The sequence below is a fragment of the Cellulomonas sp. Root485 genome (assembly GCF_001426705.1).
Classification (GTDB): Bacteria; Actinomycetota; Actinomycetes; order Actinomycetales; family Cellulomonadaceae; genus Cellulomonas.
In genome coordinates this window covers 1,555,032-1,573,514 of sequence record NZ_LMFC01000001.1, presented here as the reverse complement: position 1 = coordinate 1,573,514, position 18,483 = coordinate 1,555,032, and the positions used below count along the sequence as shown (strand labels likewise).

Annotated in this window: 22 protein-coding genes; 12 read left to right on the top strand and 10 right to left on the bottom strand. The window is 72.1% G+C overall.

Annotated features, from left to right (window positions below; all coding sequences use genetic code 11):
* The first annotated feature begins 134 nt into the window (after window positions 1-134).
* Window positions 135-665 (top strand): hypothetical protein, encoded by a 531-nt coding sequence (locus ASD16_RS07195; RefSeq protein ID WP_055915855.1) that lies wholly within the window; start codon window positions 135-137, stop codon window positions 663-665.
* Between the two features lie 15 nt (window positions 666-680).
* Here ASD16_RS07195 and ASD16_RS07190 read toward each other — a convergent pair whose 3' ends face one another.
* Together ASD16_RS07190 and ASD16_RS07185 are read right to left on the bottom strand one after the other, a co-directional pair.
* Window positions 681-1,313 (bottom strand): hypothetical protein, encoded by a 633-nt coding sequence (locus ASD16_RS07190; protein WP_055914719.1) that lies wholly within the window; start codon window positions 1,311-1,313, stop codon window positions 681-683.
* Window positions 1,310-2,173, bottom strand: a complete 864-nt coding sequence (locus ASD16_RS07185) for a universal stress protein (RefSeq protein ID WP_055914716.1) — start codon at window positions 2,171-2,173, stop codon at window positions 1,310-1,312. The genes ASD16_RS07190 and ASD16_RS07185 overlap by 4 nt, the downstream gene beginning before the upstream one ends.
* 160 nt (window positions 2,174-2,333) lie before the next feature.
* Between ASD16_RS07185 and ASD16_RS07180 the strand changes: the two genes are divergently transcribed.
* Window positions 2,334-3,119, top strand: a complete 786-nt coding sequence (locus tag ASD16_RS07180) for a class I SAM-dependent methyltransferase (protein WP_200942875.1) — start codon at window positions 2,334-2,336, stop codon at window positions 3,117-3,119.
* Between the two features lie 6 nt (window positions 3,120-3,125).
* On the opposite strand, the gene ASD16_RS07175 is transcribed toward ASD16_RS07180, so the two are convergent.
* On the bottom strand, window positions 3,126-3,806 hold the full coding sequence (locus tag ASD16_RS07175; protein ID WP_055914713.1) for a DNA alkylation repair protein: 681 nt from the start codon (window positions 3,804-3,806) through the stop codon (window positions 3,126-3,128).
* 207 nt (window positions 3,807-4,013) lie between these two features.
* On the opposite strand from ASD16_RS07175, the gene ASD16_RS07170 reads away from it, so the two are divergent.
* The 3 genes from ASD16_RS07170 (at window position 4,014) to ASD16_RS07160 (ending at window position 6,952) form a co-directional block, all read left to right on the top strand.
* Entirely contained in the window at window positions 4,014-5,810 is a 1,797-nt protein-coding gene (locus tag ASD16_RS07170; protein ID WP_055914710.1) for a ribonucleoside triphosphate reductase, read from the top strand.
* Complete coding sequence (locus ASD16_RS07165; RefSeq protein WP_055914707.1) at window positions 5,807-6,448, top strand: anaerobic ribonucleoside-triphosphate reductase activating protein; 642 nt, start codon at window positions 5,807-5,809, stop codon at window positions 6,446-6,448. The genes ASD16_RS07170 and ASD16_RS07165 overlap by 4 nt, the downstream gene beginning before the upstream one ends.
* A 105-nt stretch (window positions 6,449-6,553) precedes the next feature.
* Window positions 6,554-6,952: a VOC family protein gene (locus ASD16_RS07160; protein WP_055914698.1), complete on the top strand. Its 399-nt coding sequence runs from the start codon at window positions 6,554-6,556 to the stop codon at window positions 6,950-6,952.
* Window positions 6,953-6,954: 2 nt separating this feature from the next.
* Here the strand turns inward: ASD16_RS07160 and ASD16_RS07155 are convergent, their stop codons facing one another.
* On the bottom strand, window positions 6,955-7,920 hold the full coding sequence (locus tag ASD16_RS07155) for a DMT family transporter (protein WP_055914695.1): 966 nt from the start codon (window positions 7,918-7,920) through the stop codon (window positions 6,955-6,957).
* An 82-nt stretch (window positions 7,921-8,002) separates the two neighbouring features.
* Here ASD16_RS07155 and ASD16_RS07150 point away from each other — a divergent pair, with 82 nt between their 5' ends.
* From ASD16_RS07150 to ASD16_RS07135, 4 genes are all read left to right on the top strand, one after another.
* Window positions 8,003-8,581: a CGNR zinc finger domain-containing protein gene (locus tag ASD16_RS07150; protein WP_055914693.1), complete on the top strand. Its 579-nt coding sequence runs from the start codon at window positions 8,003-8,005 to the stop codon at window positions 8,579-8,581.
* Window positions 8,578-10,860 carry a beta-L-arabinofuranosidase domain-containing protein gene (locus ASD16_RS07145; protein WP_055914690.1) on the top strand — a complete coding sequence of 761 codons (2,283 nt, stop codon included), beginning with the start codon at window positions 8,578-8,580 and terminating at the stop codon, window positions 10,858-10,860. The genes ASD16_RS07150 and ASD16_RS07145 overlap by 4 nt, the downstream gene beginning before the upstream one ends.
* Window positions 10,861-10,926: 66 nt before the next feature.
* Complete coding sequence (locus ASD16_RS07140) at window positions 10,927-11,688, top strand: deoxyribonuclease IV (RefSeq protein ID WP_200942906.1); 762 nt, start codon at window positions 10,927-10,929, stop codon at window positions 11,686-11,688.
* A gap of 108 nt (window positions 11,689-11,796) precedes the next feature.
* Window positions 11,797-12,177 carry an SHOCT domain-containing protein gene (locus ASD16_RS07135; protein WP_055914687.1) on the top strand — a complete coding sequence of 127 codons (381 nt, stop codon included), beginning with the start codon at window positions 11,797-11,799 and terminating at the stop codon, window positions 12,175-12,177.
* A 71-nt stretch (window positions 12,178-12,248) separates the two neighbouring features.
* Here ASD16_RS07135 and ASD16_RS07130 read toward each other — a convergent pair whose 3' ends face one another.
* The 4 genes from ASD16_RS07130 to ASD16_RS07115 all read right to left on the bottom strand — a co-directional run bounded on the left by ASD16_RS07130 (window position 12,249) and on the right by ASD16_RS07115 (window position 14,326).
* Complete coding sequence (locus ASD16_RS07130; protein ID WP_055914685.1) at window positions 12,249-12,566, bottom strand: SHOCT domain-containing protein; 318 nt, start codon at window positions 12,564-12,566, stop codon at window positions 12,249-12,251.
* A gap of 22 nt (window positions 12,567-12,588) precedes the next feature.
* Entirely contained in the window at window positions 12,589-13,038 is a 450-nt protein-coding gene (locus ASD16_RS07125) for a DUF6325 family protein (RefSeq protein WP_055914682.1), read from the bottom strand.
* Between the two features lie 261 nt (window positions 13,039-13,299).
* Entirely contained in the window at window positions 13,300-13,752 is a 453-nt protein-coding gene (locus ASD16_RS07120) for a Rieske (2Fe-2S) protein (protein WP_200942874.1), read from the bottom strand.
* Between the two features lie 7 nt (window positions 13,753-13,759).
* A complete protein-coding gene (locus ASD16_RS07115; RefSeq protein ID WP_055914677.1) occupies window positions 13,760-14,326 on the bottom strand; it encodes a DUF6529 family protein in 567 nt (188 codons plus the stop codon).
* 152 nt (window positions 14,327-14,478) lie between these two features.
* Here ASD16_RS07115 and ASD16_RS07110 point away from each other — a divergent pair, with 152 nt between their 5' ends.
* Window positions 14,479-14,877: a VOC family protein gene (locus ASD16_RS07110; RefSeq protein ID WP_055914674.1), complete on the top strand. Its 399-nt coding sequence runs from the start codon at window positions 14,479-14,481 to the stop codon at window positions 14,875-14,877.
* A gap of 56 nt (window positions 14,878-14,933) precedes the next feature.
* Here the strand turns inward: ASD16_RS07110 and ASD16_RS07105 are convergent, their stop codons facing one another.
* Window positions 14,934-15,443 (bottom strand): hypothetical protein, encoded by a 510-nt coding sequence (locus ASD16_RS07105; RefSeq protein WP_055914671.1) that lies wholly within the window; start codon window positions 15,441-15,443, stop codon window positions 14,934-14,936.
* Between the two features lie 153 nt (window positions 15,444-15,596).
* On the opposite strand from ASD16_RS07105, the gene ASD16_RS07100 reads away from it, so the two are divergent.
* The gene (locus tag ASD16_RS07100) at window positions 15,597-16,103 is read left to right on the top strand and encodes a sigma-70 family RNA polymerase sigma factor (protein ID WP_235523145.1); all 507 of its coding nucleotides are present in this window, start codon (window positions 15,597-15,599) and stop codon (window positions 16,101-16,103) included.
* Window positions 16,100-16,822 (top strand): anti-sigma factor, encoded by a 723-nt coding sequence (locus tag ASD16_RS07095; RefSeq protein ID WP_055914670.1) that lies wholly within the window; start codon window positions 16,100-16,102, stop codon window positions 16,820-16,822. Before ASD16_RS07100 ends, ASD16_RS07095 begins: the two co-directional genes overlap by 4 nt.
* A 10-nt stretch (window positions 16,823-16,832) precedes the next feature.
* Here ASD16_RS07095 and ASD16_RS07090 read toward each other — a convergent pair whose 3' ends face one another.
* Window positions 16,833-18,404: a triacylglycerol lipase gene (locus tag ASD16_RS07090; RefSeq protein WP_055914667.1), complete on the bottom strand. Its 1,572-nt coding sequence runs from the start codon at window positions 18,402-18,404 to the stop codon at window positions 16,833-16,835.
* Between the last annotated feature and the right edge of the window lie 79 nt (window positions 18,405-18,483).

Below are 18,483 nucleotides of genomic sequence, written 5' to 3'. Positions count from 1 at the left end.
CCCGGGGACGGGCGGCGTCCCGGGACCTGAGTCCCTGATGTGGGCGGGGGACCTTCGACCCTGGGGCGCCACCGCGACGCGGAGAAGCGTGAAGCCGTCGGACGTGGGGGTGCACGACGGTGGAGGTGGGTGCGGTGCGAGCGCTGCTGGTGTACGAGTCGTCGTTCGGGAACACGGCACGCGTCGCCGGCGCGGTCTGGGAGGGCATGTTCAGCGAGGTCCAGGACGTGTCGTTGCTCGAGGTCGGTGCGGCGCCGACGCGGCTGCCGGACGAGGTCGAGCTGCTGGTCGTCGGGGCCCCGACGCAGGCGTTCGGGATGAGTCGGCCGGTCACCCGGGCGGACGCGCAGGTGCAGGCCGGGACGGCGGATCGCGGACCGACGATCGGTGTGCGGGAGTGGCTCGCGACCCTCGAGAGGCCCGGACGGCCCGTGCGCGCGGCGACGTTCGACACGCGCGTCCGCACCCCGCACCTGCCCGGTTCTGCTGCGGCCGGGGCGTCCCGCGTGCTGCGGCGCACCGGTTTCGACATCCCCACCGACCCCGAGACCTTCTGGGTCCTGGGCGTCAAGGGTCCGTTGCGCGACGGTGAGCTGGAGCGCGCGCGCTCGTGGGGTGTGTCCCTCATGAGCCTGGTGCCGGGCGGTCGCCCGCCCGGTTCGTAGTCGATCCGTACGGTGTCAGCGTCCGAGCGCGGTGAGGGGGCCCGTCACGCACACGTCGACGGGAAGGCCCTCCACCTCCCGGGGGACGGCGACACCCGTGTCGGCGACGTTCACGCGCAGGACGTAGTCGTCGCCCTGGCGCGCGAGCCCCGTACCGCAGATGCCGGGCCGACCCTCGAGCTGCGCGCGGAGTCCGCTCAGCGCGCGGCGGACGGTCTCCAGGCTGGGGGCGGCGGTCCGGGAGCGGCGTGGTGCGGGCGGTTCGACCGCTCTGTGTGCGACGGGCAGCCCGCCCGCGTCCAGGACCGTCGAACGGAGGTCGACGTCCACGAGCACCGTCTCGCCCGCCCGGCGCACCTGGAGCGTGCCGATCCCGTCGCCGGCGAGGTTCCGCAGCTCGGCGAGGACGGCTCCGCAGGCGGGTGACGCGACGTCCAGCGTCATCCTGACGGTCTGCAGGCCTCGCCTGACGGCATGCACGACCGCCTGGCGCACCAGGTGTGCGGCGCACAGGGCGGCCGCGGTCCCGTCGTCGGTGCGCACCTCGACGCGCCCGAGGGAGTCGTCGTCGCACCGCGTCTCCACCGTGGCGTCCCCCTCGCGCAGCACCGACGTGGCGCGCGGCGTGTCGAACACGACGCCGATCACGGGTGGACGACCGCGACGGGGCAGGTCGCATGGTGCAGGACGGCCTGGCTCACCGATCCGAGCAGGAGCCCACGGAAGCCCCCCAGGCCCCGCGACCCGACCACCAGGAGCTCGGCGTCCTCGGCTGCGGCCAGGATGACGTGGGCGGGTCCGCCGCGGTGGACCACGGAGGTCACGGACACGTCGGGATACCGCTCCATGTGTCCCGCGAGGCTCTCGGACAGCACGACCTTCTCCGCCATCCGGATCTCCTCGACCTCGTCCGGCAGCCATGGCGGCACGGTCCCGAACAGGGAGGGGAGCTCCCAGGCGTGCACCGCGACGAGCGGGAGACCCCACCGAGACGCCTGGTCGAAGGCGTAGTCGACGGCGCTGAGGCTGGTGGGGGAGCCGTCGACGCCCACCACGACCGGTCGGACGGTCGGGTCGCCCGCAGCAGGCGGCGTCCGGACCACGACGACCGGGCAGTGTGCGTGCGCGGCGACGGTGACGCTGACCGATCCGAGGAGCAGACCCGCGAAGCCTCCGCGCCCGCGCGACCCCAGGACCAGCAGGCGTGCGTCCCTGGATGCCTCGGTGAGGGCGGCCGCGACGCTGTCGTGGGGCTCGAGCTGCGTCGTCACCTCGAGGTCGGGGTGGATGGCTCGCAGGCGTCCCACACAGTCCGCGAGCACCTGGTTGCCCACCTGGGTGGTCAGGTCGGACGGCCGGTCAGCAACCACGTAGCCGTCGAGGAACGTGCGGGCGACGTGCACGATCCGCAGAGGAGCGTGCTGTCGTCGGGCTGCACTGGCGGCCCACGCCAGCGCCTCGTCCGCATGGGTGGAGCCGTCGTAGCCCACCATGATCTGTCGGTTCATCTCGCACCTCCGACGAGCTCCTCGTTGAACCCGTGCCATCAGATACGTCGATGGTGCGTGCCGGGGGGCGCGCTTCGTAGAGTCCGAAGTCCCGAACCGTGGGGTGTGTACGGGTACGTCACCCGTTGCGGACCGGGTGGTCGGCGAGTCAACTGAGGAGGTGAGCCGAGCCGACGAGGTGGAACATGCAGCGGGATTCGACTCCGAGCTGCGTCGGCTCGACGTGGTGTTCCAGGGGGCCTGTGACGTCCAGGCACGCGACCGGGTCCTCGACGTCGGCTGCGGTGCTGGTCAGACGACCCGCGCCGCGGCACGCGCCGCCCACGAGGGCCGTGCGCTGGGCGTGGACGTGTCCGCACCGGCGATCGAGCAGGCCCGTGGGCTCGCCGCGGCGGAGGGTCTGAGCAACGTCGCGTTCGAGCGTGGTGACGCGCAGGTCCACCCCTTTCCCCACGGGAGCGTCGATCTCGTCATCAGCCGGTTCGGGACGATGTTCTTCCACGACGCCGGCGCAGCCTTCGCCAACCTCGCCTGGGCGCTGCGCCCGGCCGGGCGGCTCGTGATGATGGTCTGGCAGGCCGGTGACCGCAACGAGTGGGACGTCGCCATCCACCGCGCTCTGGCAGGGTCGGACCGGCCGATCGCCGCAGCGCCGGCGTTCTCGCTCGCGGACCCGTCGCGGACCACCGAGATCCTGGCGGCCGCAGGATTCGTCGAGATCGCCTTCACCGACGTCGAGGAGCCCGTCTGCTACGGACCGGACGTGGTGGCTGCCGAGGCCTGGGTGCGCAGCTTCACCTGCACCCGCGCGCTCGTGGAACGTCTCGATCCCGACAGCGCAGAGCGAGGGCTGGCCCGACTTCGGGAGACGTTGTCCGAGCACCAGCGCGACGACGGCGTGTGGTTCGGTGCTCGGTCGTGGATCGTCACCGCGCTCCGTGGGTGACGACGATCACCCCTGCCGCCGGACCATCTCTCTGATCCAGATCGGCGCGAACGGGGACGTGCAGCCGGGCGGGGTCGGGTAGTCCTTGAGCACCTCGAGCCGCTCGCCGATGTCGAGCGCGCGCGCCCGGTGCTCGGGGTGGTGGATGCCGATGGTGGCGAGGCACTCGTTCATGGCCCACTGCAGGCGGTCGGGCGCGTCCGTCATCTGCGCCTCGACGAGGTCCAGCAGCGCGTCGAGGTCGATGCCCTCGGGGGTCTTCGCGACCCGGTCGCTCGTCAGTGCCCAGCCGGCGCTGGCGACGACCGGGTCGGGGTCGGCGAACCACGCGACGCGCAGCTCCTCGACGTGCGGGTTCTTCTTCACGACGTAGCCGACCAGCCAGTCGTGCACCTTGGGGACGCGGGCGTCGCGCAGCATGGCGTCCAGCTCGTTCGCCGAGTACTCCTTCGGGCGGCTGATGAGGATCGCGACGAGCCGGGCTGCGGTGTCGCCGGTCTCCCAGAGCCGGCCGGCGAGCGCGTGGTCGGTCCTGAGGGTCTTGGCGACCGCCCGGAGCTTGGTGAGGTTGACGCCGTGGTCGTCGCCGTGGCGTTCGTTGACCGCCCGGATCTTCGGGTCCTCCAGCGCCGCCAGCTGCGCCAGCACGTCCTCGACCGTCGCCTGCGGGAGCACACCGGTGGCCACAGGACCTCCTCCGCGTCGTCGTCGTTCCTCGTCCTGGATCGTACGTCGGCACCGGCCCTCGACGGGCGGACGGAGTAGGGACCAAAGGCCCGTCCGACGAGCCACCTCGCGCCCCTAACGTCTACATCTAGTCCCTCAGGGCCTGATCGACCACAGCATGTTGTGGTCGGCGCCTGGGGGTCATGGAGCAGAAGCCCGGGGTGGGACATGTCGGACAACGTTGTCGTGGAGGTCGGTTCGTCGATCGACGAGTACCTGGAGCGCACGGACTGGCGGGTGAACGCCAACGCGAACCAGGGGTACTCACTGGGCGGCCTGATCCTGCAGACGGCAGGCAAGGTCGTCGCCAACTACTGGCTCAGCCACGTCTACCCGGCGGACGTGGGGGAGGCGCATCGCGAGGGTGACCTCCACATCCACGACCTCGACATGCTGTCGGGGTACTGCGCGGGCTGGTCGTTGCGGTCGTTCCTGGCGGAGGGCCTCAACGGGGTCCCGGGCAAGGTGGACGCCCGCCCGCCGCGACACTTCGGCTCCGCCGTGGGCCAGATCGTCAACTTCCTCGGGACGATGCAGAACGAGTGGGCGGGCGCGCAGGCGTTCAGCTCGTTCGACACGTACATGGCGCCGTTCGTGCGTCGCGACGGACTCTCCTACGAGGAGGTCCGGCAGGGGATCCAGGAGCTCGTCTACAACCTCAACGTGCCGTCCCGGTGGGGCACGCAGACGCCGTTCACCAACCTCACGTTCGACTGGACCTGCCCGGACGACCTGCGCGACGAGGTGCCGTTCGTCGCGGGGGAGCCCTGCGACTTCACCTACGGCGACCTGCAGGCCGAGATGGACCTGATCAACCGCGCCTACATCGAGGTCATGACGGACGGCGACGCGTCCGGTCGTGTCTTCACGTTCCCGATCCCGACGTACAACATCACGCACGACTTCGACTGGCACAGCGAGAACGCCGACCGCCTCTTCGCGATGACGGCGAGGTACGGCCTGCCGTACTTCCAGAACTTCCTCAACTCCGAGATGAACCCCGGCGACGTGCGCTCCATGTGCTGCCGCCTGCAGCTGGACCTGCGCGAGCTGCTCAAGCGTGGCAACGGCCTGTTCGGGTCGGCGGAGCAGACCGGGTCGCTCGGCGTGGTCACGGTCAACTGCGGCCGGCTCGGGTTCCTGCACGCCGGGGACGAGACCGGGTTGATCCTCGCGCTCGACCGGCTGCTGGACCTGGCGCGGACGTCGCTCGAGCTCAAGCGGACCGTCATCCAGCGGTACCTGGACGAGGGCCTCTTCCCGTACACCCGGCGCTACCTGGGCACGCTCGACAACCACTTCTCGACGATCGGCGTCAACGGCCTGAACGAGATGGTGCGCAACTTCACGGGCGACCGCCAGGACCTGACCGACCCGGAGGGCCACGCCCTGGTCCTGCGTCTGCTGGACCACGTGCGCGCACGGATGGTGGAGTTCCAGGAGGAGACCGGGCACCTCTACAACCTCGAGGCCACGCCCGCGGAGGGCACGACGTACCGGTTCGCGAAGGAGGACAGGCGCCGGTTCCCGGGGATCCTGCAGGCGGGGACCGACGACAACCCGTACTACACCAACTCCTCGCAGCTGCCGGTGGGCTTCACCGACGACCCCTTCGAGGCCCTCGAGCGCCAGGACGAGCTGCAGACCAAGTACACGGGCGGCACGGTCCTGCACCTGTACATGGCCGAGCGGCTGTCGACGCCCGACGCGGCGCGCGAGCTGGTCCGTCGCGCGTTGTCGACGTTCCGGCTGCCCTACCTGACCGTCACGCCGACGTTCTCCATCTGCACGCGGCACGGGTACCTGGCGGGGGAGCACCCCACCTGCCCGCAGTGCCACGAGGTCTGCGAGGTGTGGACGCGGGTGATGGGGTACCACCGGCCGGTCAGCTCGTTCAACATCGGCAAGAAGGGCGAGCACCTGGAGCGCACCCCGTTCCGTGAGGCGGCGGCGGCGCTCGCGTGACGACCGAGCTCGCCATAGCGGGGCTGACGCCGCTGTCGTCGTGCGACTGGCCCGGCCGGCTCGTCGCGACGGCGTTCCTCCAGGGCTGCCCGTGGCGGTGCACGTACTGCCACAACGCCGCGATCCTCGACCCGCGTGCGCCGGGCCGGGTGCCGTGGCGCGACGTGCTGGCCCTGCTCGCGCGCCGGCACGGGCTGCTGGACGGGCTCGTGTTCTCGGGCGGTGAGCCCACCCGGCAGCGGGCGCTCGTCGCGGCGGCGGCGGAGGTGCGCGCGGCCGGGTTCGGGGTCGGTCTGCACACGTCGGGCGCGTACCCGAACCGGCTGTCGGCGTTGCTGCCGCTGGTCGACTGGGTGGGGTTCGACGTGAAGGCACCGGTGCGGCTCTACCGTGCGATCACCCGCGTGGGTGGGCCGACGACGAGCGCCGAGGCGACGTTCGCCTCGCTGCGGCTGGTGCTCGACTCCGGCGTCGACGTCGAGGTGCGGACCACCGTGGACCCGACGGTCATGGGTCCGGACGACGTCGCAGAGCTGACCGACGTGCTCGCCGGGCTCGGGGTCCGGCGGCACGTGCTGCAGCAGGCTCGGCCGGACGGGACGACCGACGAGTACCGGTCGGCCCTCGCCGCCTGCTGACGAGGCCGCATCCGGGCGCCCCCGCGCCCGGATGCGGCCGAGGTCCACCGGCGAGATCATGTCCGGCGGACGGCGACGACGACGCGGACTGCGAGGTGCTGGCGGATGACGACGTACCCCACGATCGTCCAGGTGGTGCTCGACGCGACGGACGTCCGGGCGCTGGCGGAGTTCTACCGCGAGCTGTTCGGTCTTCAGTACCGGCCCGGTGACGAGCCGGGGAACGGCGAGCCGGACTGGCTGGTGCTGCGCTCGCCCGGTGGCATCCCGCTGGCGTTCCAGCAGGTCGATGCGCTGCCGGCGGCGACGTGGCCCGAGGGGCCCGTCCCGCAGCAGCTGCACCTGGACACGACGGTGCCGGACGTCGCGGCGCTCGATGTCCAGCACGAGCGGGCGCTCGCGCTGGGGGCTCGGCTGCTCCACGACCGCTCCGACGACCCCGAGGAGCCGCTGCGGGTCTACGCCGACCCTGCGGGGCACCCGTTCTGCATCTTCGTCGGCTGACGCTAGACGCGTGCGTCCGCCACGGCCCGGGGCGCCTCGACCGGGACCACGGTCGGGCCGGCGGTCCCCCGCCGCACGAGTGCGATGCCGGCGACCACGAGGACCATCCCGACCGCCTGGACGGGTAGCGGTGCCTCACCGACGAGCGCCCACGCGAGCAGGACGGCGACGAGCACCTCGGACAGGGCGAGGAACGACGCGAGCCGTTCGCCGAGCAGCCGCACGGACAGGGCGCTGACGCCGTACGCGAAGGCGGTCGGCACGGTTGCGACGACGAGCAGCGGCACGATCCAGTGCACCTGCGTCCCGAGCAGGTCGACGCGCACGTCCGGCGCCGCCAGCGGCAGCACCCCGACGGCGGCCACGACGGCGACCGTGAGCGCGCCGACCGCCATCCCGGCACCCGCCAGGCTGATCGGGGGGAGCGCCGACGGGCGGCCGGTGAAGGCGAAGTAGCCGGCGTTCCCGACGGCGGAGACGAGCGCGAACACGAGACCGACGGGGTCGAGCTCCAGCGAGCCGGTGAGGTCGAGGACGAAGACGAGCCCACCCGTCGCGAGCGCGGCACCGACGAGGGTGGCGCGGGTCGGTGCCTGCCGGTCACGGGCCCATCGCCAGGCGACGAGCAGGAGCGGCCCGGTGTACTCGATGAGCAGGGCCACGGCCACGGGGAGCCGGTCGACCGCCAGGTAGTACATGGTCGACGCGGTGGCGACGCCCAGGACGCCGAAGCCGAGGATGGTCCGCCACTCGTCGCGCACCACGTGCCAGCGTCCGCGCACCGCCCACGCGGCCGGTCCGGCGAGCAGCAGGGCCGCGACGGAGAGGCGCACGAGGATCGCCGACCCGGGGGACCATCCCGCGGCGAGGAGCGGCTTGACCACCGGGCCGCTGGTGGCGAAGGCTACGGCGGCGACGAGACCTGCGACGATGCCGACAGACCGGTTCGACGCGACGGTCTGGGACATCGCCGTGCTCCCGTCAGAAGGATGTAATGAGTGAAGTCTCGTTACGCTCATGACGCTACCGAGGATGCCGACAGGAGTCAAAGTGGTTTTCGCACCTGACACGGAGATGAGCATCGCTGCGGCCGTCGAGATGGTGAACACCGCCCGCCGGCGCGACGGCCACGACGCCATGGCGACGGTCGACGACGTCACCGAGTTCTACACACGCTGGGGGTACACGGCTCGGCACGACGGCGACGAGGCCGAGCTGGCCGCCGTGCGTGACGCTCGCGAGCAGATCGCGGTGCTGTGGGACGTGGACCGCGACACGGCCGCCGGCGTGCTCAACGAGATGCTGGCGCGCGGGGGAGCGGTGCCCTACCTGACCCGGCACGACGACCTGGACTGGCACCTGCACGGCACCGCACCGGATGCCCCGCTGGCGACGGTCCTGCTCGTCGAGACGGCGATGGCCATGTCCGACGTCGTACGCAGCGCGGAGTACGACCGGCTCCAGCGCTGCGAGGCCGACGACTGCGACGCGGTCCTCGTCGACCTGTCCCGGAACCGGTCGCGCCGGTTCTGCGACGTCAACGGCTGCGCCAACCGCGCGCACGTCGCCGCCTACCGGGCCCGCCAGGCGGGCGAGCGGACGCTCCGGCACGGCGACGTCGTCTCGTGACGAGCATCGAGCTCCTCGCTCTGAGCGACGTCGACCTGGACGCGGGGCTGTTCCGCAGGGCGCAGGACCGGGTTCGCGAGACGCTGCTCGGCCTCTCCGTCGACCGGTTGCTGGCGCCGTTCCTCCGCGAGGCCGGCCTGCCGCGTGCGGCGGAACCCTACGGCGGGTGGGAGTCGACGGGGCTGGACGGCCACACGGCCGGGCACGTCCTCTCGGCACTGTCCACGTTGACGGAGTCGACCGGTGACGAGCAGGTGCGGGCGCGGGCCGAGCAGCTCGTCGCGGGCCTGCGCGAGTGCCAGGTGGCGGGTGGGACCGGGTACGTCGGCGGGATCCCGGACGGACGTCGCCTGTGGGACGAGCTGCGCAGCGGTGACATCCGGGAGGCGACGTTCCACCTCAACGACCGCTGGGTCCCGCTCTACAACCTCCACAAGACGTTCGCCGGGCTCGTCGACGCGTCGCACGCGCGGGTCGCCGGTGCTCGGGACGTGCTCGACGACCTCGTCCGGTGGTGGGACGCGGTGCTCGCCGACCTCGACGACGAGGACGTCGCGCGCATCCTCGTGACCGAGCCGGGCGGTCTCTGTGAGACGTTCGCGCAGGTCGCGGCGCTGACGGGCGACCCGCGTCATCTGCTCACGGCGCGGCGGCTCCTGCCCCGGGACCTCGTCGAGCCGCTGGCCGACGGCCGGGACGTCCTCGACGGCCTGCACGCCAACACACAGGCGCCCGTCGCCGTGGGACTCGCGGCCATCGACCGCGTGGAGCGTGAGCTGGCCGCCGGACCGGGCGACGACCGCTTGCGCACCGCCGCGCAGACGTTCTGGACGTCGGTCGCGCGACGCCGCTCCGTCGCGATCGGCGCCGCCAGCGTGCGCGAGAACTTCCACCGCGCCGACGACTTCGAGACCATGTTCACCAGCCGGGAGGGCCCAGAGAGCTGCCTGACCTACAACATGGTCAAGCTCTCCGCCGAGCTGTTCCGCACCACCGGCGACGACGCCTACCTCGCCTACGCCGAGCGCGCGCTGGCCAACCACCTGCTCTCGACACAGCACCCGGAGTACGGCGGGTTCGTCTACTTCTCCTCGATGCGCCCCGCCCACTACCGGACCTACTCGGCCCGGGAGGAGGGCTTCTGGTGCTGCGTCGGCACCGGGCTCGAGACGCACACCCGGCACGGAGCGCTGGCGTTCTCGACGGCGGGCGATGAGCTCGGCGTCAACCTGCTCCTCGACGCCACGGCGCGGTGGCGCGACCGCGGCGTCACCGTCCGTGTCCGCTCCGGCTACCCCCTGAGCGAGCGCGCCACGATCGAGGTCGAGACGACCGCACCCGTCCGGTTCACCGTCGCCGTGCGCGTCCCGACGTGGGTGGACGGTGCGGCATCCGCGACGGTGGACGGCGAGCTGCAGGCACCCGTGCCGGCCGGGGGGCGGCTCCGCGTCGACCGCGAGTGGGCGGGGGTCACGACGGTCCACCTGGACCTGCCGGCGCGTGCGTGGCTCGAGCCGAGTCCCGACGGTGGTCCGTGGGCGCAGGTCCTGTGGGGTCCGCTCGTCCTCGCGCACCGCGTGCCGGACGACACGCTGGACTACGTCGCGGCGCCGACGCGCATGGGCCACATCGCCGCCGGCCCGCTGCGCCCGCTCCTCGACGCTCCCGTCCTCGGCCCGCAGAGCGCGGCGACGATCACCCGGACCGGCACCACCTTCGCCGTCAGGGACGTCGAGGGCAGCCCGCTCACTCTCGAACCGTTCGCCACGCTCCACGACACGCGCTACGTCGCCGCGTGGCCGTTCGCGCGAGACGGGGACGTCGCCGCGCGCCGCACCGCGCTGGCCGCCGTCGACCGCGCGTCGCTCGGCCTCGCGGCGCGCACCCTGGACGAGGTCGCGTTCGGCGAGCAGCAGCCCGAGGTCGACCACGGCGTGGTCGGGGCACGCTCGACGACGGGGCACACGGGCGACCTGCGGTGGAGGTCGACCACACGGGACCTCCGCCTGACGTTGTTCGACTGGCGCAGCACAGCCTCGTCGATCCAGCTCGAGTGGCTCGGGGACCCGGGCACGACGTCGCTCCGGGTGTGGGTCGCGGGTCAGGTCGTGCTCGACGACGTGCTCCCGCCCGGGGAGGCCACGCGGAGGACCGTCCGCGAGATCGACCTTCCGCCAGCGGTGCGCGAGGTCGAGATCCCGGTCGAGGTCCACGCCACGGGCGACCTGTCCACACCGCGTCTCCTGGGGATCCGACTGCTGGCCGCCGCCGGGGACTGACCACGCTCGTGCGTGTGTCACCGGTCCGGTCTAGCCTGTCGCGTGCCCGACCGGAGGGAGACCGACGTGGTGCTCATCGGCGCCCATGTGCGTGGCGACGACCCGGTGGCGACCGCCGCCGAGGTCGACGCAGGCTGTGTCCAGCTGTTCCTGGCCGACCCGCAGGGCTGGAAGAAGCCGGTTCCCCGTGAGGACTCGGACGCACTGGTGGCCTCGGGGCTCGGCATCTACGCGCACGCGCCGTACCTGGTCAACGTCGCGTCGACCAACAACCGCATCCGGATCCCGAGCCGGAACATGATCGCGCAGCACGCGGCGGCTGCGGCGGGTCTGGGCGCGCGGGCGCTCATCGTGCACGGTGGCCACGTCGGCGACGGTGACGACCTCGCCGTCGGCATCGAGAACTGGCGCAAGACCTTCGAGCGCGCGACGTTCCCGGTGAAGATCCTGGTCGAGAACACGGCCGGCGGTGAGAACGCGTGCGCGCGGACCCTCGACGGTCTGGCCATGCTCTGGGACGCGATCGGCGGGTACGACGTCGGGCTGTGCCTCGACACGTGCCACGCGTGGGCGGCCGGCGAGGACCTGGAGACCGTCGTCGAGCGCGTGCGCAGCATCACGGGGAAGGTCGACCTGGTGCACGCCAACAGCTCGCGTGACCCGCACGGCTCCGCGCGCGACCGGCACGCGGGCTTCGCGTCGGGCACCATCCCGCCCGAGCTGATCGCGCACGTGGTCCGGGAGGCCGGCTCCGACGCCGTCGTCGAGACGCCCGCGGAGAGCCAGGCGCAGGACATCGCGTTCCTGCGGGCTGCCCTCGCCGGCTGATCGCGGAGGCCGTGTCGCGACCGATTCGGGCAGATTTGCGTGCCGTTGTGGTTAGCCTCGGATGACGAGCCCCCCAGCAGAGGCGGGGTCAGCACCAAGGACGGTTCCATGAACACTCTCGGCCAGTGGATCTGGATGTTGGTCTGGTTCTTCCTGTTCTTCGTCTACCTCGTCATCCTGTTCCAGATCATCGGTGACCTGTTCCGGGACCACGCCCTGAGCGGCTGGTGGAAGGCGGTCTGGGTCATCGGGCTCGTCTTCATGCCGTACCTCGTCGCCCTGATCTACCTCATCGCGCGGGGCAAGGGCATGGCCGAGCGGCAGCGGGGTGCGTTCGTGGAGGCCAAGACGGCTCAGGACCAGTACATCCGGTCGGTCGCGGCGGGCAAGTCGCCGGCGGACCAGATCACCGACGCGAAGGCCCTCCTCGACTCCGGGGCCATCGACGCGAACGAGTTCGCCACGCTCAAGGCGAAGGCGCTCGCCTGACGTAGCAACGACGACCCCGGTCCGGCGCGAGTCTCGTGCCGGACCGGGGTCGTCGTGTGCGTGGGGCTGCGTCAGCTGGTGAGGATGCGGTTCTTCTGCACCTCGAACTCGATGTCGCTGAGCACGCCGGCGTCCCGCAGGGCGCCGAGCTGGGCGAGCTGGGCGAGCTTGGCGTCCATGTCCGGCGCGGCAGCCGCGGGCGGCGGCGGCGCGTAGGCCGGCTCCGGGGCCGCGTACTGCGGGGGCGGCGGCGGTGCGGCCGCGGCCTGCTGCTGCTGGTCCTGAGAGGCCCAGCGTCCTGCCTGTCGCCGGGAGACCCGGTTCGAGACGCTCGTGGCGGTTCCGGCGATGACGGCGGTCCTGGCGACCCCGCGGATCAGTCCTGGCATCGGTAGCTCCTCCTCAGGGGTTTCAGGCGACGGGTTCGATGGCATCCAGCGCAGCGATGACCGCCTGCACCGGGATGCGTCCGCTGGCGACGAGCTGGCCACCGGCGCGCCGCAGCGCGACGGCGAACGGGGCAGCCCACACGTTCTCGTACACGAACACCCCGGCCGCGTCCCCCGGGGCCAGCGCGTTCGCGGCCTCCGAGATGTCGTCGTCGCCCAGCAGGCCGGACGAGGCGCCCTCGAAGATCGTGAGGTCGACGCCGCCGTCGGCCAGCTCGCTCAGCTCGAGCCCGGAGACGCTACCGTCCTGCGCCTTCTGGATGAAGGTCAGGTCGAGGATGCGGATGATGCCGCGCTCCACCAGGTCGACCAGGAGAGGGAATGCCTCACCGGTGAAATGCGCGTTCGGGAAGGCGACCACGATGTAGTCGATGGGGCCTGTCTCCTCGAGCCCTTCCAGGTCCTGCGTCATTCGGGCCGTCCTCTCGCTGTTGCCGGTCGAGATCGCTACGACATCACCGGACGAGGGGACCGAAGGCTCCCCGTCGTCCAGGCGCCGGCCCCGTCGCCGTCGCCTTTCGTACCCTTCGTCTGGAACGTACCACCCAGGTCAGGCGTGTCCAGGGGGATCGCGGGACGTGGTCTCAGCCGCGCAGTGCGGCCAGCATCGCGCCGACGGTCGCGGCCGCGCCGGCTATCCACAGGAGCGTGGGCAGGCGCTCTCGGAACGACCTCATGCGCGCAGCACCTCGCCCTGGTCGGTGATCTCGATGTCCTCCGGCTCCAACGGCTCGGTAGCCGGTCCGGCCACCACGGCGCCCGTCGCCGCGTCGAACGCGCTGCCGTGGCAGGGGCAGCGGATCTCTCCGTCCTGCACGCCCGCGACCAGGCACCCCTGGTGGGTGCACACCGCCGTGAAGCACCGGACGTCGTCGCCGTCGCGCGTGAGGACCAGCTTGTCGTCGGTCAGCACGATCCCGCCGCCGTCCGGGATGTCGTCCACCGCGGCGAGCAGGTGCGAGTCCTGGCCGTCGCCGCCGGAACCCTTCCCCGAGGAGTCGTCGTCCCCGTCGTCGTCGGTCTCGGGCGCCGGGCCGAGCGCCACGAAGCCGACGTACCCCAGCGTCCCTGCCGCGAGCGCGACGCCCGCACCCTCGAGCACCGCGCGCCGGTCGACGTCCGACATGCCCATGTCAGTAGCTCACCGACCCGGACTGGCCGAAGAACCACAGCGCGGAGCTGAACCAGAGGACCACGACGACTCCGGCGAGCAGGCCGCCCAGCACGGGGACCGTCGCGGACGGGAGGCCCCGCAGGCGCAGGGCCAGCATCTTCGCGGCGAACACGCCGTAGAGCACGCAGCCGGCGACGGAGTGCACGAGCACCCGCGTGGACGAGTCCTCGAAGCCGAGCGACCAGACGCAGTGGAAGGCGACCGGGAGCGTCAGCAGGAACGCGAGCGTCCCGGACCAGCGGTGCAGGCCGGACGCCCAGGTGGGCGCGCCCGTCACCCCGGGGAGCCGTCCCCACATCGCGAGGGCCGACAGCACCTGGACGACCACGAGGGCGGCGGCCGCGGTGGTCAGCCACGCCTTCATCTGGAGCAGGCTGCTGAACCCGAGCGTGGTGAGCGCGGCGCCGTCGCCGGGGTGGACCTCCGCGTACGCCGCGAGCGCGGCCGCGACGGCCAGGGCGACCGCACCGAGCACGGCCAGCCCCCACTGCGACGGCCTGTCGACGGCCTGCGCGTCGGTGCTCACAGGTCGATCGTGGCGTGACGGGTGGCCGGCGCGGAAGCCTGCGGGTGAGGTACTGCACACATGTGCAGCAACCCTGGACGGGTGTCCGCCACGGTTCTAGCGTCGGGGATGCCGGCCCGCCGACGGACGGCTGGCCCGCACCGGGAGGCACCATGCTCGCCGACCACGCCGCCATCCCCGTCCTCGCCGTCACCGACCTGGACCGGGCGCGGGAGTTCTACGAGGGGACGCTGGGGTTCACCAGCGGCCCCGAGGTCCCCGACGGCGTCATCTACCGAACGTCCAACGGCGGCTTCCTGGTGTACCCGTCCGCCTACGCCGGCACGAACAAGGCGACCGGGATCTCCTTCCAGCTGTCCGCCGACGCGTTCGATACCGAGGTCGCCGCGCTGCGAGCCGCCGGGATCGAGTTCCAGACGTTCGACCTGCCGGGCGACGCGACCTGGAAAGAAGGCGTCCTGACCGACGGCACGATGAGCGCAGCCTGGTTCGCCGACCCGGACGGGAACGTCCTCAACGTGGAGACGGACCCGCGCAACGGCCTCGGCTGACGGACCGCACGACGACCCGGACGACGGCCGACCCGACCGCCGTCCGGGTCGGCGTGTCAGTCGTCGTCGATCTCGGAGCCGTCCGGCGCGATGACGTACCAGACGTCGTTGACGCCCTGGCCGTTGACGTCTCCGGGCGCGGTGTCCTGGGCGAACGTGTAGATCGGCCGCCCGTCGATGGTGATCTGCGTCGAGCCGTCGGTGCCGGTGATGGTGCCGACCTCGCCGGTCACGCCCTCGACCGTCGGGGTGTCGGACTCCGCGGTGATGGGCGGCCAGGCCGTCAGGCAGTCGCCCGAGCACGCACTGGTGCCGGAGTCCTTGACGTCCTTGAGGAAGTAGTAGGCGGTCATGCCGTTGCCGTCGACGACGATCGTGCCCAGCGTGGTCTCGGCCGTCGCGAGGTCGGTGGACATCTCCTCCGCCGGAGACTCCGCGGGGGACTCCTCGGCGCTGGTCGCGTCGCCCGCGGCTTCGGGGGTCTCCTCGTCGGAGCCGCCTCCGCAGGCTGTCAGGGTGGCCGCAGCCACGAGTGCGGTGATCGAGTACAGGATGGTCCGTCGCACGATGATCTCCTCTGCTGGATGCCGGTTCCGCCCCCGGGACCTGCTACGTGGGACTACGAGGCCGCCGACCGCGGGGTTCACCGCGAGATGAACCTGAGGCCGGGGTGCATCGTTGACCAGGTAGGACTGACCGACGACGGGCGAGGAGGCGGCGTGGCCCAGGAACCCGACGCGCTCCTGCGCGCTCTCCACCAGGCCTACGCCCGTCCCCTGCAGAGCTACGTCGTACGCCTCACGGGCGACCACGCGCTCGCCGAGGACGTCGTGCAGGAGGCGATGGTGCGGGCGTGGAAGCACCCCGAGGTGCTGGCCCGCGAGGAGGGCGCGACGCGGGCGTGGTTGTACACGGTGGTCCGCAACCTCGTGATCGACGACCGCCGTAGCGCCCGCCACGCGCGGGAACGGACCACGGACGCGGCTCCCGACACGCCGCAGCCCGACGCGACGCAGGCCGTGCTCGACAGCTGGCTGGTGGCGGACGCGCTGGAGGAGCTCACCCCGGAGCACCGGGCGGTGGTGGTGGGCGCCTACTACGGCGGACGGTCGGTCGCGGAGCTCGCCCGCGAGCACCAGATCCCGGAAGGGACTGTGAAGTCCCGGATGCACTACGCACTGCGCGCGCTGCGGCTCGCGCTCCAGGAGAGGGGAGTCTCGGCATGACCGGCCGCGACACGGACGACCAGCGGGCGGCGGGCGTGGACCCGTTCCGCGAGTGGGACGCGGCCTACGTCCTCGGGTCGCTGGACCCCGCCGAACGCCGCGCGTTCGAGGACCACCTGCGGACGTGCGCCGCGTGCCGTGCAGCCGTCGCCGAGCTCGCGGGGATGCCCGGGCTGCTGCGGATGGTTCCGGCGGACGAAGCCATCGCCCTCGGAGGGGCGCCGGACGCCGAGGTCGTCGAGCTGGCGTCCGTGGCGCGCGCCGTCCAGCGGGACCGGCGGCGCAGGACCGCCCTCCTGGCGAGTGCCGCAGCCGCGCTGCTGGTGCTCGGCGGGGTCGCCGGCGTGCTGCTCGGCCGTCCGACCGGGACCCCGGTGGCGGCGCCGTCGTCGACCTCCCAGGTCACGCAGCTGCAGCTGGAGCCGGTCGGCGCCGCCGCGGTCAGCGCGGACCTCACCCTGCAGGAGAAGCGCTGGGGCACCCGGATCGACTGGGAGTGCAGCTACCCCTCCGACGAGGGGCCCTACGCCACCGCCCCGACCTACGAGCTGGTCCTCGTCGACGACGACGGCACCAGCACCGTCGTCGCGACCTGGACAGGGGGAAGCACGGGCGCGCGCGGGCTCGGGGCGTCGTCGAGCATCGTCACGGACACGATCCGGCGCGTGGAGATCCGGGTCGAGGGTGCGGACTCGGTCCTGGCGGCCGCGCAGACCTGACGGACGCGCCTCAGGCCGGGAGGTGGGCCGACACGGCGACGGTGATCGCCGCGGACGACCCGAGCAGCTCGCGCGCGGCGACCGGGAGCTGGATCTTCGCGAGCCAGCTCCCCGTGGCCGTGTCGACATCCTTGAGCTGTTCGTCGGACGCCGTGTCCGGGACCCAGTCGCGGATGGCAGTCCCCAGCGCCGAGCTCCACACCGCCCACGACCGCGGCGGCGTGCCGTCCTGGGGGAACTCGATGTCGACCACGAGCACGTCCGACCAGTCCGCGGTCTGCTCGAGGTGGTCCAGGAACGAGAGCAGGCCGCCCTGCTTGCGCAGCGAGAGCAGGCGCAGCTGGAGGACGTGCCGCATCGTGGCGACCTTGCGCTCGTTGCCGTCCACCGTCGGCCGCGTCGCGCGGGTGGACAGGAACGTGCGCACCAACGGGATCGGGGTGGCTGGAGCGTCTGCCGTCCTGGGTCGCTCGATCTGGATCGGGCACAGGTGTGCGGTGCTCTGCTCGTGCAGCACCACCGGCAGCCCGCGGATGGAGAGCGCGGCCTCCAGCTGCCAGACGGTGTCGTCGTGCTCGGTGCCCGGTAGGTGGACGTCCGTCAGCTGCGCCCGGACCTCGACGTCGCCGAAGAGGAACCGCTGCAGGTTCTGGTACCCCTCCTCGGAGTTCACGATGCCGAACCGCCCTGAGTGGCTGCGGTGCACGAGCGCGCGGGGGGCGCCCTGCACGTACGCGTTCTCCAGCTGCACGAGCCCGTCGCTGCGGGCTCCGACGGCGCGGCTCGACAGGCCGAGGGCGGCGGCGTAGTCGGAGGAGTTGGTCCCGACCAGGCAGAAGATGCGGTCCGGCGGGAAGCCGTCGTCGGGCATCACCGTCGCGTCCCAGCCCGTCGGCACCTTCGCCTGCCGCGCTGCCTCCGGCGTCAGGTACTGGTACATGCGCGCCGGGCCGAACATGTCCGCCCCGACGACACCGGTCAGGTCGCGCAGCTTCTCGAGCGCACCGAAGCCCATCGAGAACTCGATCCCACCGTGCGGGGTGGCATAGGTGAAGACCCGGTCCACGAAGTCCGTCGCGGCGTCCGGGGCGCCACCCGACGCGTCGGGGATGGTCTTCTGGATCATGGCGCGCACCACGAGCCCACCCATCGAGTGGGCGACCAGGAACACGCGGGGCGCTCCGGTCTTGCGGCGGACGAGCCGGACCAGGTCGAACAGGCTCTGCGCGGCGCGCTCGATGCTGAACGGGTTCGGGTCCGTGGTGAGGTTCGGGGCGAACTCGTCGTAGAAGCGGTGCACCCAGATCGTCGCCGGGTCGATCGTGCCGTCGTCACGCTGGTCCAGGTACCCACGCTGGTTGCCCTGCACCAGGAGCTGGTACCCGTGATCGATCATCAGGCGCAGCAGCGGGCTCTCGAACTGGTGGAACGTGGGGCGGTCCGTGTCGTCCACCCGCACCTGGACCGACCCCTCGTTGAACCCGTAGAACGGGTCGTCGACCGCGGTGGCGATACCCGACGGTCCTCCGGCGAAGCCGCGCACGTAGATCACCGGCAGCCTGGCGCCGGTCTGGTCACCCATGACATCTCCTCGGTCCGTGCGAGGGCCTCAGCCTCGCGACGCCTGGAAGGAGCCGGCGGGACGACTCCCGATACGTGCG